The organism is Pseudobythopirellula maris (assembly GCF_007859945.1).
Classification (GTDB): domain Bacteria; phylum Planctomycetota; class Planctomycetia; order Pirellulales; family Lacipirellulaceae; genus Pseudobythopirellula; species Pseudobythopirellula maris.
Map to the genome: position 1 here is coordinate 882,849 of NZ_SJPQ01000003.1, position 13,851 is coordinate 896,699.

Genomic DNA, 13,851 nt, shown 5'->3' on the forward strand with positions numbered 1-13,851 from the left:
GCGGCGGGGCAGGGGGGCGAGTCCGCGCCCAAGGCGAGGGTGCTGAGCCCCCGCCTTGTGTGGCGGCGGGAGGGAACTATTCAACACTAATGCAAGCGAAGCAGGGATCAAAGCGATCCCGCTGGCTTTTTCAATCTCGCCCCCAACAGCACCCGACAGGCGCTCCCCCGTACGCCAGATTCATTCTAGCTATTTGACGCCGCTCGCCTGATCGCAACGCTCACACGAAAAAGTGCAGCGATAATTGAAACTTCTTTACTAAAGCGTTGACTCTCCCAACTTTCATGCGATTATCGTGGAATGCTCGTGCGGCTGACTGCAATTCGGTCGGTTTGCCGCGCGGGTGAATAGGGAGCAGCGCCACTGATGGCGACTCTTCCCTCCCCCCCAACAACACGTCCTTCGAGCGAGCCCGACCACGAAGACTCGGGATCACTCGACCGACGCCCACCCCCATGGATCCGAGTGGTAGGCGGCGACCACTCGGAGTAATCGTTTTGGCCAGTCCAAGCGACAGGCATGGTCACGCGCGAGCTAGCGCGGCGTGGCTCATCGCCGATCGTACGCATCCCTCTTCGCAACCGCTCCCTTCGACCTTGGGACGGACCGGGAGTGTTGTCGGCTTCTTGGGGCAATCGCTGATTCAACCCTGTGTTGCTTGAGGGGGAAGTTGCGCGCTGAACGACCGTAGCCACCGATTGACACCACTTGGCAAGAAGCCCTCCTCTCACGCCCCCCCAGCCGGATGATTCGCTCCACCGACAACGCCGCCAATCGCGAACTCGACCTGTGGGTGGTCACACCCTCCCACAGCTGCGATCCCGCCTTGGCGATCGCCGCGAATCGGTCGGGTCGGATCGGCTTGTTGGATCTCGGCCACGGCGCGCCGGCGGAAGAGAAGCGTCAAGCCGTCGCGATGCTGCGTGAGCACACACGCCACGCGAGCCGCTACGGCGTGCGGAGCGACCGCCGCTTCGACGGCGACAATTCGCTCGAAGACCTCAAGCAACTGCTCGGCGGCGCGCGACTGCCGTGGCTCCTGCTCGCCGGGGCGCCAGCCGACGCCGACAAACTCAGCGCTCAGGTCACAGCCGCGCGAGAGATCGCCGATCGGGTTGCCATCGAAGCGACCGATCTCGCGACGGCCGAGTCCGCCGCCCAGCAGGGCGTCGACGCCATCGTGCTCAAGGGGCACGAGGCGAGCGGCGCCGTGGCGATCGAATCGAGTTTCTTGCTGCTGCAGCGGGCAAGCCGCCTTGAGGGGGCGCCGCCGGTCTACCTGCAGGGCGGCGTTGGTCCCGACACCGCCGCCGCTGCGCTGCTGGCCGGCGCCGCCGGCGTCGTGCTCCGTGAACAGCTTTGGCTGACGCGTGACTCGAACGAACCAGCCGAAGCACGCGAGCGCTGGGCCCGGCTCGACGGCAGCGAGACCGTGCTGCTCTCCGACGGCAAATCTTCGGTACGACTCTTCGGCCGCGCCGACCGAGCCGACGTGCTCGACATCGAGAAGACTCTGGCCGCCGGGGGCGATTGGCTCGGCACGATCGGCCGGAGGCTGGCCGGCTCGGAATCCGACGCGAAGGGGGCGGTGCTGCCCCGCCTCGTCGAAATCAGCCCCGATGTGGCGCTCGCCTCGCGGCTCGCCGAGCGGCATGTCACCGCGCACGGCGTGCTGGAGCACTTCGCGCGGACCGCCGCGGCCAACCTCGCCGCCGCCGCCGAGCAACAGGCCCTCGCCCAAGGGGGCCCGCTCGCCGAGCGTTGCGGAGTGAAGTACCCGATCTTGCAGGGGCCGATGACGCGTGTGAGCGACGTGGCGCCGTTCTGCGACGCCGTGGCCGAGGGGGGCGGGCTGCCGTTCCTCGCCTTGGCGCTCCTGCGTGGTCCGGCGATCAAGGAACTGCTCGAAGAGACCGCCCAGCGGCTCGGCGACAAGCCTTGGGGCGTGGGCCTGTTGGGCTTCGTTCCCAAAGCGCTCCGCGATGAGCAGCTCGCTGTGGTCGAGGCCTACAAGCCGCCCTTCGCCATCGTCGCCGGCGGCCGGCCCAGCCAAACACGTCGGCTCGAAGCGCTCGGCACGGCGGCTTACTTGCACGTTCCCTCGGCGGGCCTGCTCGAGACCTTTGTCCGCGACGGCGCCCGCCGCTTCATTTTCGAGGGCCGCGAGTGCGGCGGCCACGTCGGCCCGCGCACCAGCTTCACCCTCTGGCAGTCGGTCGTCGACGCCCTGACGGAGATCGACCCCAAGGACCCCGAGTCGTTCGAGCTGGTCTTCGCCGGCGGCATTCACGACGGGCTCTCCGCCGCCATGGTCGCGGCGATCGCCGCCCCGTTGGCCCAGCGGGGCATGAAGGTCGGCGTGCTGATGGGCTCGGCGTACCTGTTCACCCACGAAGCGGTGGAGTGCGGCGCCATCGCCGAGGAATTCCAACGCCAGGCGATCGCCTGCCACAAAACCGTGCTGCTGGAGTCGGGCTTCGGCCACGCCACACGCTGCGCCCCCTCGCCGTTCTGCTACGAATTCGAGGCCAAGCGTCGTGAACTGGTCGCCGCCGGCGTTGCGGGCGAGCAGCTCCGCATGGAGCTCGAGATGCTCAACGTCGGCCGGTTGCGGCTGGCATCCAAGGGCGTCGAGCGTCGCACCGACGAGAACGACCCCGACCGGCGGTCGTCGATCGTCGAGGTCGATCAGGAGGAGCAGGTCAGCCGCGGCATGTACATGATCGGCCAAGTGGCCGCGCTGCGTGACAAGACGCTGAGCGTCGCGGAACTGCACACCGAGCTCTGCGAGGGCGCCGCCCTTGCGCTCGCTGAGCACAAGCCCAAGCCCGCGGTGGTCGCCCCCCCCACGCGACGCCGCGACTCCGCCGACGACATCGCGATCGTCGGCATGGCGGGCATCTTCCCCAAGGCCGACAGCATCCGCGAGTACTGGAGCAACATCGTCCGCGGGGTCGACGCCATCATCGAGGTGCCCGAAAACCGCTGGGACGCCGAGGAGTACTTCGACCCCGACCGCCGGGCGCGCGACAAGGTTTACTCCAAGTGGGGCGGGTTCCTCGGGAAGCAGCGTTTCGATCCGATGGACTGGGGCATGCCCCCGGCCAGTCTGGCGAGCATCGACACGGTGCAGCTGCTGGCGCTCGACGTCGCGCACCAGGCGATGCAAGACGCCGGCTACACGATCGAGCGGTTCAACGGCGCGAAAGCGGGCGTTGTGTTCGCCGCGGCGGGCATCTACGACATGGGCGCCGACTACGCCATCCGCTCGATGCTGCGGCACTACACGCCCAAGGCTAGCGGGGTCGATCCGGCGGTCCGCGAACAGCTCGTCGGCGAGCTCGAGGACCGGCTGATCGAGTGGACCGAAGACTCGTTCCCCGGCTTCTTGCTCAACGTCGTGGCCGGCCGGATCGCCAACAGGCTCGACTTCGACGGCCCCAACTACACGGTCGACGCCGCTTGCGCCGCGTCGCTCGCCGGCGTGACGACCGCCATCGAGCAGCTCCGCAGCGGCTCGTGCGACGCGATGCTCGTCGGCGCCGTCGACGTGACGAACAACCCGTTCACCTACATGAGCTTCGCCAAGACGCACGCCCTCTCGCCGCGCGGCAAGTCGCGGCCGTTCGACCACTCGGCCGACGGCATCGCCCTGGGCGAGAGCGTGTCGGCGACCCTGATGAAGCGGCTCGGCGACGCCGAGCGCGACGGCGACCGCGTTTACGCCGTGATCCGTGGCGTGGGCGCCTCGAGCGACGGCCGCAACCGCAGCATGACCGCCCCGTTCCCGCCCGGTCAGATGAAAGCCGTGCGGCGGGCCTACGAAGACGCCGGCTTCCACCCCTCGACCGTGGGCCTGATCGAGGCGCACGGCACCGGCACCGCCGTGGGCGACGCCAGCGAGGCGAAGACCCTCTCGACCGTGTTCGCCGAATCGGGGGCCGCGGCCGAGACCACGGCCGTCGGCTCCGTCAAATCGATGATCGGCCACACCAAAGTGGCGGCCGGCATGTCGAGCCTGGTGAAGACCGCCCTGGCGTTGCACCACAAGGTGCTGCCCCCCACGCTGCACGTCGAGCGCCCCAGCCCCGACGCCGGCATCGTTGGCTCGCCGCTGTACGTGAACACCGAGACCAGGCCGTGGCTGCGCGAGTCGACCGACACGCCGCGACGCGCCGGGGTGAGCGCCTTCGGCTTTGGCGGCACGAACTTCCACGTCGCGCTCGAGGAGCACACCGGCTCGTTCGCCGCGGCCGACCGGCTGAACCTCTGCCCGCGACCGGCCGAGGTGTTCAGCTGGCGGGCGGGCGACGCCAAGGCGCTCGCCGGCGAGCTGGAACGCTTCGAGAAGACCGCCCTGGCCAACACCGAGGGGATGACCCTCGCCCAGCTCGGTCAATGTGTCGCCGTCGACGGCCGCAGCGGCCCGCGACGCGGCGACGCCGTCCGGCTGGCGCTGGCGGCCGTGTCGATCGAAGACCTCACGACCAAGGTCGCCAGGGCGCGCGAAGCAATCGCCGCCGGCAAAGACGCCTCGCACCCGGCCGGCGTGTACTACAGCGACGCCGCCCCGATCGAGCAGGACCAGGTCTGCTTCCTCTACCCCGGCCAAGGCTCACAGCAGGTCGGCATGCTCGACTGGCTGTTCCGCACCGAGCCGGCTCTCTACAAGACCGCCGAGCTCGCCAACCGCGCGACCGCCGACCGCTTCGAGAAGCCGCTCAGCCGTTTGGTCTATCCCGTGCCGGTGTTCGACGAAGAATCGGCCCAGCAGAACGCCGCGGCTCTCAATCACACGGCCGTCGCCCAGCCCGCCCTCGGCATGATCGAGATGGCGGCGACCGAGTGGCTCGCCGCGATGGGCCTGCGGCCGGGTCGCACGGCGGGGCACAGCTACGGCGAGTACGTCGCCCTGTGGGCCGCCGGCGCGATGGACGCCGAGCAACTCGCGTCCCTGTCCGCCGCGCGGGGACAGATTTGCGCCGAGGCGTCGGCACAGCGTCCCGGATCCATGGCTTCGATCGCGGCGCCGGCCGATGAGGTCGAGCGTTCGCTCAAAGAGTGGGGCGTTGGCGCCCACGTCGCCAACCGCAACGCCCCTCAGCAGACCGTCATCGGCGGCCCGAGCGACGCGGTCGACGAGGCGTGCCGTCGCTTTAAAGAGGCCGGCGCCCGCGCGACCAAGCTTGCGGTCACCGCCGCGTTCCACACCCCCGAGCTCGCCGAGCAGGCGCAGCTGCTATCGGCCGCGATCGCCGAAAACCCGCTCGCGGCGCCGCGGCTCGCGGTCGGCAGCAACACCAAGGGCGCCGTCCACAGCGACGAGCCCGCGGAGATCGCCGAGACCTTGGCCCGCCACTTGGTCGAGCCGGTGCGGTTTGACCAGATGCTCGCCACGCTGGCCGAGGGCGGCGTGCGGTTGTTTGTGGAGGTGGGTCCCAAATCGGTGCTCACGCGGCTCGCGTCGCAGTGCCTCGACCTCAAGCCGGGCGTTTGCGAGGCGATGGCGCTCGACACCCGCGACCGGCCCAACGGCGAGCAAGCCGCCCACTTGCTGGCTTTGTGCGCGTCGCGAGGCCTCGGCGTGGATCTCGACGCTTGGTACGGCGGCCGCGGTCTCAGCACGATTCGCAGCATGGAGTACGCGACGCAATCGGCCGAGCGTCGCACGCCCACGCCGACCGAATGGGTGCTCACCCCCACCCGTTCGCACCCGGCCAACGAATTGAAGGGCCTGAAGCATTCGGCCAAGCTGATGGAGCCCGCCGAAGCGGCGGCCGACGACGCACAACGGCCCAAGCCCGTGGCGGCCCCTGCGGCGCCCTCGATGAACGGCGTTGCACGATCCGAGCCGCTGGCTGAAAAAAAGGTGGCATCGACGCCGGTTTCGCGCCCCACTGCGGCTCTCCCGAATCACAATGGGGCACAAGTCTCACCCAATCAGGCCCGCCCTCTGCAGGCCAATTCGGTCCAGCCCCGTCAACAGCCGCCCAGTCAACAGCCGCCCAGTCATAACCTGTCCAGCCCAGTTCAGCCCACTCCAGCTCACGCTGCCCCGCAGGCGGGCGTCCGTCCGCCTCGTCCGGTTGTCGGCGCCGCCGCCATCACGCCACAAACATCCCCCCGTGCTACGGAGTTCCCAGCCGTGTCTCATTACCTCCAGCAACCTGGCGCCTCGCAAACTGGTCAAGGATCCGCGGATGCGATCAGCGACTTGATGAGCCGATGGTTCGAGATGCGGCACTCGGAGCAGCGTGTGATGGAGCGGTTCCTCGAGCTGCAGATGTGTGCGATGACCGGTCAGGCGCCGCAGCTGGCGGCTCCGGTGGCTTACGCTCAGCCGGTTCCTGCTCAACCCATGCCCGCCCAGCCGATCGCTCCGCAGGCCTACGCCCCGCAGGCGGTCGCGCCGCAGCCGGTCGCTCCGGCCCCGATGGCGCCGCAACCGGTGCGCCCGGCGGGGGTGTTGCCCGCCACGGCCGCTGCACCGGCAGCCGCTCCCGCACCGCGGCCCGCGGCGCCCCAGCCGGTCACCCCGGCGGCGCCCGTCGCTCAGGCCGCTCCCGCAGTGGCCAACGGCGCCCCGAAGCCACCGAGCACCAACGGCGCCGCGTCGAACGGCCACGCCGGCAACGGCGCCCCCAAGCCGGCCGCGGCCGCCGCGGCGCCCGCCGAAGCTCCTAACGACGCCCCCAGCGACGCTCCGCCGACCGAGGACTTCCGCCGCGACCTACTGGAAGTGACCAGCCAACGGACCGGCTACCCCACCGACCTGCTCGACGAGACCATGCCGCTCGAGTCGGGTCTGGGCATCGACTCGATCAAGACGGTTGAGATCTTCAGCAACCTGAAGCAGTACCACCCGTTCCTTCTCGACGCGGACGAGGACGAGGAGGAAGTGCTCAGCGAGTTCGCCAAGCTCGAGACCTTGGGCGACATCGTGGCGATGTACGACCGCCGGCGTGCGAACCACGGCGCCGCCGCCCCGGCCGCCGCACAAGCCGCGCAACCGGCCGCTCAATCGGCCGAAACCGCGGAACCCGAGGCCAACGGCCGCCATGTCGTCAGCGTCGAAGAGGTGTGGGACGACGAAAAAAAAAAGCAATCGAGTTCCCCGCTGAACGCCTCGTCCTGATCTTGGGCGACGCCGAAGGCGTCACGGGGCCGCTGGCCGACGGACTCTCGGCGTGTGGCTACCGCACTTGCGTGCTCGTGCCGGGTGAGCAAAACCGCTGGCTCGGCGACGCCCGAGCCGAGTTCGCCCTCGGCGACGAGTCGGTGCTCGAAGAGCTGCGGCCGATGCTGTGCGGTCGTGAGAACGACGCCGTGGGCGGCGTGATCTCGCTGCTCGGTCTGACCGACTTGGGGCGCCACGCCGAACTCCCCACCGCCGATCAGGTCCGCCGCCTCAGCGACGGTGTGTTCTTGCTTTTCAAGGCTCTGCACGAAGACCTGGTGGGGGTGTGCGAAGAGGGGACCCCGCGCCTGATCAATGTCACGGCCATGGGCGGCCGGTTTGGCCTGGAGGGCTCGGCGGCCGAATTCAACGGCGCCGGGATGCCGATCGCCGCGTCGCCGTTGGTCGGGTTCTTCAAGGGGTACCGCGGCGAGTTGCCCGACTGCGCCCTCACCTGCTTCGACACCTCCGCCGAGCTCTCACACGAGGAACTGGTCGACACGCTCGTCGACGAGTTCGAATCCGATTCGGGCGGCGTGGAGATCGGCCTGGCGCCGGGACGCCGCTGGCGAGTCGTCACCGAAGAGCGACCGGTCGACACGGCCCTGGCGGGCCCGGTGGCCGAGCGCGGCGACGTGTGGCTCATCACCGGCGGCGCCGACGGCGTGACCGCTCTGGTGGCCCGCCCGCTCGCCGAGCTCGGCTGCAAGCTTGTCATCTGCGGACGCTCGCCGCTTGTGGACGAGTCCCCCGACACGGCGGCCCTCGACCCGGGCGCCTTGCGGGGCCACCTGATCACGGCGGCCCGCGACGCGGGCGAGAAGCCGGTGCCGGCCGAGATCGAGAAGCGGGTGCAACGCTTGCTCAAGAACCGCCGCATCGCCGAGAACCTCGCCTTGTTCCGTTCGCTCGGAGGCGAGGCGGAGTACGTTTCGTGCGACGTCCGCGACGACGCCGCCTTCGGCGCGGCGATCGACGGCATTTACGAGCGCTACGGCCGCCTCGACGGCGTGGCCCACGGCGCCGGGGTGATCTACGACCGGCTGGTCGAGGGCAAGACGCCCGAGATGTTCCGGGCCGTGACCGAGACCAAGATCGCCTCGGCCCTGACGCTGGCCCGCAAGGTGCGGCCCGCGGGGCTCAAGCGGATGGCCTTCTTCTCGAGCACGTCGGCCCGATTCGGCAACGCCGGCCAAACCGACTACTGCGCGGGGAACGAGTTCCTCAACAAGCTCGCCTGCCGCCTCGACGCCGAGTGGCCCGGCCGCATCGTGGCCACGGGCTGGGGGCCTTGGGACTACGGCATGCTGTCGGGCGAGCTGCGCAAGGCGTACATCGATCGTGGCATCGGCCTGCTGCCGCCGGAGCTCGGCATCCGCATGTTCGCCGAGGAGATGGCCGCCCCCGACGACGGGCCGAGCGAGGTGATTCTGTCGCTCACCCTCGACCGGATCGGCGAGGTGTCGCGCGGCATCAAGACCCCGGCCGGCGGCCGCCCTAGCGGCCTGTAGCGTTTACCCTTCGACGACCGTGACTCCGACGACCGTGGGTCGTCGGCTGCTTGCCCCCTCCTGAATCCCGCCCCGCCCACCAGAATCCTCCCTGCTGCCATGTTGCGTGAAGAAGATATTGCGATCGTCGGGATGAGCTGCATCTATCCCCAGGCCGACTCGGCCGCGCGCTTCTGGTCGAACGTTTGCGAAGGGGTCGACGCCATCGGCGACGTGCCCGAAGACCGCTGGCCCGCCATGCAGTGGATCCTCGGCGAGTGCAGCGAATCGCACTGCTTGCCCGAGAAGCCGCGGGGCGCGTTCTTGCCGGCCGACCTGTCGATCGACCCGATGAAGTACGGCGTGCTCCCCAACGCGGTCAACGAGGGCGACCCCGACCAGTTCGTCATGATCAAGGTCGTGGCCGACGCCCTGGAAGACGCCGGCATGGGCGACTCGCACCCCGCGCGTCCCAAGACCGACCTGGTGGTGGGCCACGGCGGTTACCAGAGCGGCAAGTCGCTCGAGACGATCTACCGCTCGCAAGGCTTCGACGAGGTGCTGCGGCTCATCGAGACCGGGTTCCCGGAGATGATGGCGGGCGGCAAACGCAAGGAGGTGCGCGACTACCTCTACTCGTGCCTGCCCCCCAACGAGGTCGAGGCGCTCACCACCGCGATGCCGAACATCATCGCCTGCCGCGCCGCCAACCGGTTGAACCTCGGCGGCGCCGCTTACCTGGTCGACGGCGCCTGCTCGTCCTCGCTGCTGGCGGTGGAGCAGGCCGTGGGACGGCTGCGCAGCGGCCAGGCCGACGCGGCCGTGGCGGGCGGCATCTTCCTGACCAACTACATCCCGTTCTGGCACATCTTCGCGTGCCTGGGCGCGCTGTCGCCCTCGGGCGTGATCCGCCCGATGGACCTCCGCAGCGACGGCCTCGTGGTGGGCGAGGGCGCCGGCGCCATGGTGCTCAAGCGGCTCTCGGACGCCGTGAAAGACGGCGACCGTGTATACAGCGTCATCAAGGGCGTCGGCAGCTCGAGCAACGGACGCGATGTGAACGTGCTCGCCCCCTCGGCCGAGGGTCAGCTCACGGCCATGCGTCGCGCCTACGCCGACGCGCAGGTCGACCCCCAGGGGATCAGCTATCTCGAACTGCACGGCACGGGCACCGTGGCGGGCGACACCACCGAGATCGCCACCGTCAGCCGGTTCTACGGCCCCAACACGGGCGCCCACGGGCGGTTCATGGGGAGCGTGAAATCGATGATCGGCCACGCCATGCCCGCCGCCGGCATGGCCTCGCTGATCAAGACCTCGCTCGCCCTGCGCGACAAGGTGTTGCCCCCCTCGCTCCACTGCGAGGAGCCGCGGCCGGAGATCGCCGAGAGCGACTTCCTGGTGAACACCAGCCTGCGTCCTTGGGTCCAAGACCCGGCCCACGGCCCCCGACGCGCGGGGGTGAACGCCTTCGGCTTCGGCGGCATCAACGTCCACATCGTGCTCGAAGAGGCCGAGGTCCCACGCATCGCCGGGGCTCCGGTCCACGGCGTCGACCTCGCCGAGGCCACGCCCGAAGAGTTCAAGGCGAAGGCCCGCCCGCTGCGCGCCCCGCGCACCAGGCCGAGCGAGCTGTACGGCTTCAGCGGCAGCGCCCCCGAAACGGTCGTCGCGCTGATGCGCGACACGCTCGCCACGCTCGACCGCGGCGGCGACGCGATCGAGGCGGTCGACCTCGCCGCGACCCTCGCCGCGAGGTTCGACAACACGCAACAATGCAAAGCGGCGCTCGTCTGCCCAGACCTCGCGGACCTGCGCGAACAGCTCAACGGGCTGATCGAGCGGATCGAGAAGGGCGACACCGACGCGGCGATCGACGAGCGTGTGTTCTACGCCGCCAATGCCGCCGAGCCGGAGGGCAAGGTCGCGGTGGTGTTCCCCGGCAACGGCTTCCCCGGCATGGTGGGCGAGTTCCCCGAGCACCTGCGTGAGCTCGCGTTGCACTTCCCGGAGGTCCGCGAAGAGGTCGACTTCATCACGGCCCGCGACCGCCACCCGGAAGACCTCACGCCGCTGCAAACGATCCTCTGGCCGCCCGCTGGCGTGACCGACGAAGAGCGCCAGTCGTACCACGACCGGCTGTTCATGGCGCAACTGGACGACGACGTGGTCGGCGACGACGGCGAGTTCACCGGCGGGCCCGAGCAGCGGCACATCGGCGCGTTCACCATGATGATGAGCAACTGGCTGCGGTGGGTCATGATCCGCAAGCTGGGCATGCCGGTCGACATGCTCGCCGGGCTGAGCCTGGGCGAGTACACCGCCGTTTGTGCGGCGGGCTGCTTCGACTACTACTCGGTGATCCAGCCGTACATGACCTCGACGATGACGGTCACCGATCAGCTGATGCAGAAGACCGACGTCAAGTTGATCTTCCTGTTCTGCGACGAGCAGCGGCACCAAAAGTTCATGGACGACTACCCCGACGCCCGCCTGGCGATCGCGGCGTCGCCCAACACGTTCTGCATCGCGGGCAAAGAAGAGATCGTCGAGGCGATCGTCGCCGACTGCCGCGAAGAAGGCCTCATCTGCCAGGTGCTCCCTTACCCGCCGGTCCACACCGAGTTCTTCGCCGAGGCGCGGCGTGTGCTCGAGGCGGCGTTCGACGAGCGGCAGCTCGACTGCCACCCGCCCCGGCTGCCGATCTACTCGGCCAGCAACGCCCAGCCGTACCCGGACGACTTGGACGGCATCCGCGAGCTGCTGTACGGCAACTTCGTCACGCCGATGCACATCTACCGCACGTTCCGCCACATGTACGACGAGGGGGTGCGGGTATTCATCCAGGCGGGCATCGGCCAGATCTCGATGCTCTCGCCGACGATCTTCCCCAAGGGGTCCAAGATCCGCGCCGTCGGCATCGACCTCGAGGCGATCTCGCCGGTCACCCAATTCCAACGCATGGCGGCCATGCTCATCGGCTGCGGCGTCACGGTCGACCTCGGCGTGCTGTTCGAGCACCGCGACACCTGTGAGGTATCGCTCGACGCCAGCGCGCCCGAAGAGAAACGGCCGCGGGAGATCCCGCTGCGGATGGATTGGTCCCCTATCGGGCTGGCCAAGCCGCGCCCCGCTTCGGCCTCGCGGCAGGCCGACGAGACGCCCGCCGCGGCCGAACCAACCGCAGAGGCAAACGCAGAGCTAACCACAGCGGCCCCAGCAGAGCTCTCTTCGAAAATCTCTTCGAATATGTCTACGGAGCTCTCTTCAGCGGTTCCCGCAGAGGTCGGACAAGAGATTCCCGCCGACATCGTGGCCGCTGTCGGCGGCCTGCCGATGATCGATCGCGTGGTGAGCTACACGGCCGATCAAGAGCTTGTTTGCGAGCGGACCTTCTCACTCGAAGAAGACCGCTACCTGCTGGACCACCTGTTCATCGCCGACAGCGGGCTGAAGCCGGTCGAGGAGCGTTGGCCGGTCGTGCCGATGACCTTCAGCGTCGAGATGTTCGCCCAGGCTGGCGCGTTGCTGGCGCCCGGCTTGGGGCTGATCGGCTACCAAGACGTCCGCATGTCGCGATGGATCGACGTCACCGAGAGCGGCCCCAAGACGGTCCGTGCGACCGCCCGTGTCGTCGACTCCGGCGCCGAGACCGGCGTCCGGCTGGTGGAAGTCGCCATCAACCACGGCGACATCCGCGTCTGCAAGGGCGTCGTCCGCTTCGCCGCCGAGTATCGGGCCGAGATCGACGTGTCGGACCTCGCCCCGGCGCCCGCCGAGCCTTGGCCCTTCACCGCCGAACAGACCTACACCGACCGCCGCCTGTTCCACGGGCCGATGCTGCGGGTGCTGGCGAGCCTCGACGGCTGCGGCGAGACCGGCATCACCGGCGCCCTGCACGTGCTCCCCAAGAACGAGCTGTTCGCCTCTTACCCCGAGCCGTACCTGATGACCGACCCGCCGCTGATGGACGGCATCAGCCAGCTCTGCGGCCTGTGGCTCCAAACGCGCGACATCCACGTCTTCCCGACCGGCATCGACCGCATCGAGTTCTTGCAGCCCACGCCGCCGGTGGGCACGGTCGCCCCCGCACGGTTCGAGCTGCGTGAGTACAACCCCGACACGCGGCAGTACCACTTCCGCGGCGAGGTGCTCGACGGCGCCGGCGGCGTGTGGATGCGGATCGACGGCTGGTGCGACTGGCAGTTCCCGTTCACCAGCCAGTTCGCCCACTGGAGCCTGCGGCCGTGGGAGCTGCACCTGGCCGAAGAGCTCGCCCTGCCGGGCGCCCCGGCCGACGCCTGCTGCGCGATCGTCCCGCGCAAGGCGATCCGCGCCGCCGGCCTGGAGCGCGCCTGGCGCACAGCCCTCTCCTCCACCGAGAGCGCCGAGCTGCTGGCCCTTGGAGACGAGGACCAGCAGCGCCGCATGGTCTCGGCCCGTGTGGCGGTCAAAGACGCCGTGCGGCTCTGGTTCGAGCGCCGCCTGGGAGTGACCGGCGTCCACCCGGCCGGCATCGAGGTCAGCCACGACGAGGCGGGACGCCCCTGGGTCACCAACCGCTACGGCCTGGCCAACCCGCACGTGTCGCTCACGCACGTCGACCAGGCGGCCGTGGCGATCGCGGCCGACGCGCCGGTCGGCGTCGACATCGAGCCCTTGGGCGGCCCCGCCACACGGATCCTCGACCACTTCGCCACGAGCGAGGAGCAGACGCTGATCGAATCGCTCGAAGCCTCGGCGCCCGGCGGCGGCTGGGCCACCCGCTTCTGGACCGCCAAAGAGGCGGCCGGCAAGCTTTGGGGCGCGGGCCTGGACGGCCGACCGAAGTCGCTCGTCGTCGTCGACGCCGACCCCGCCAGCGGCGCGATGCTCGTGCGACGCACGGACGACGGCCTCACCGCCACCGTCGGCGCCAACACGCACGACCGCCTGGCGATCGCCTGGGCCTCGGCGGCCGAGTCGCTGGCCGGGGCGTAACTTAGGACTGGCTTGCCGGGAAGTCGGTGGCCGGGTGGCCGGGGTCGCAGCGAAGCAAAGCCCCCGGCGAACTACCAGATCGGCGCCCACCTGCTAAACGCCGGGGGCTACGCCTGGCGGCTCCGACCCCAGCCACCCGCCGCTACGCACTGCGGGACAAGCCCAATCCTGTTCGGCACTGCGGTTGCTCTTCGGGTTCTGACT

Annotated in this window: 3 protein-coding genes; all 3 read left to right on the forward strand. The window is 69.4% G+C overall.

Annotated features, from left to right (window positions below; translation table 11 throughout):
* Nucleotides 1-745 precede the first annotated feature (745 nt).
* The 3 genes from Mal64_RS16260 (at nucleotide 746) to Mal64_RS16270 (ending at nucleotide 13,647) form a co-directional block, all read left to right on the forward strand.
* Entirely contained in the window at nucleotides 746-7,135 is a 6,390-nt protein-coding gene (locus Mal64_RS16260) for a type I polyketide synthase (protein ID WP_146402161.1), read from the forward strand.
* Nucleotides 7,081-8,688, forward strand: a complete 1,608-nt coding sequence (locus Mal64_RS16265; protein WP_146402163.1) for an SDR family NAD(P)-dependent oxidoreductase — start codon at nucleotides 7,081-7,083, stop codon at nucleotides 8,686-8,688. The genes Mal64_RS16260 and Mal64_RS16265 overlap by 55 nt, the downstream gene beginning before the upstream one ends.
* 99 nt (nucleotides 8,689-8,787) lie before the next feature.
* Nucleotides 8,788-13,647 carry a type I polyketide synthase gene (locus Mal64_RS16270; RefSeq protein WP_146402165.1) on the forward strand — a complete coding sequence of 1,620 codons (4,860 nt, stop codon included), beginning with the start codon at nucleotides 8,788-8,790 and terminating at the stop codon, nucleotides 13,645-13,647.
* Nucleotides 13,648-13,851: the final 204 nt, after the last annotated feature.